Origin of the sequence: Caballeronia temeraria (genome assembly GCF_001544795.2) — a bacterium.
GTDB lineage: Bacteria > Pseudomonadota > Gammaproteobacteria > Burkholderiales > Burkholderiaceae > Caballeronia > Caballeronia temeraria.
Genome location: NZ_FCOI02000114.1, coordinates 1 through 995, shown reverse-complemented (window position 1 = coordinate 995; position 995 = coordinate 1). Strand labels below are relative to the sequence as shown.

The window sequence follows — 995 nt, the reverse complement described above, 5'->3', positions numbered from 1 at the left end:
ACGACATCGTCTAAGAAGAAGCAGGACGCGCTGCGCGTTGGCGCCCACGAGGTAGTGGTGTCGCGCAATCCGGAAGAAATGAAGGCACACGTGGACACGTTCGACTTCATCCTTGACACGGTATCGGCCCCGCACGACCTGAACGAGTACCTGAAACTGCTTCGCCCGGAAGGCAACCTGACCTTGGTCGGCGCATCGGCCGAGAAAATCGATGTGTCGGCGTACAGCCTGATTTTCGGCGGCCGCAGTATCTCGGGGTCGCTGATCGGGGGAATCGCGGAGACTCAGGAAATGCTCGATTTCTGCGGAGAGCACAACATCGTGTCGGACGTTGAAGTCGTCGGTATTCAACAGATCAACGAAGCGTTCGAGCGTCTGGAAAAAAGCGACGTGAAATACCGCTTCACCATCGATATGTCTACCTTAAAAAATAGCTAAGGAACACCAGCATGTTACGACATATTTTCATTGGTCCGACGTTCCCGGACTGCACTGAAGGCAGCTTGTCTGGCGTGGTCGATACCTTGAACGAGTTGCCAACGCTCGTCCCGTGGATCCGTGCTTTCTCTGTCGAACAGACTCTCGACTGGTCGGGAATCCGTGCGATCGTCCTGATCGCTGAATTCGATTCGCAGGCAGATTGGGAGCGCTACATGCACGAGCCCAAGCATTTGGCTCTCGGCGACAGAATCAAGGATTTCATCGACCTCTCCAAAATGACCGTCGTGCAGACGCAGGCGTAATCATCGCTACATCGGTAGCGTTACTCTTGTAACAAAGAATATGCGATGTCAGCACGATCGCTGGCAGGCGAGGTCGCCGTGGTTACGGGCGGTGAGTACGGGTCTAGCAGGTTGCTGAAGTACCGAGGGTCATGTCATCGTGGAAGTGCCCTGATGCGTTGATATTAGGCCCCTCACTTGCCCACTGAAGATCATGCGCGGCGCCGACACGTTCACCGAGAGTCTGTTTTCCCTGCGAAAGCTGGACGACTT

2 protein-coding genes are annotated in these 995 nt (G+C 55.1%); both read left to right on the top strand.

Annotated elements, in window-relative coordinates; genetic code table 11:
• Positions 1-438: zinc-binding dehydrogenase (locus AWB76_RS38680; RefSeq protein ID WP_157696349.1), on the top strand; the 438-nt coding region annotated here is incomplete at its 5' end.
• Positions 439-449: 11 nt separating this feature from the next.
• Positions 450-743, top strand: coding sequence for a Dabb family protein (locus tag AWB76_RS38675; protein WP_082864640.1), 294 nt, complete (start codon positions 450-452; stop codon positions 741-743).
• Positions 744-995 lie beyond the last annotated feature (252 nt).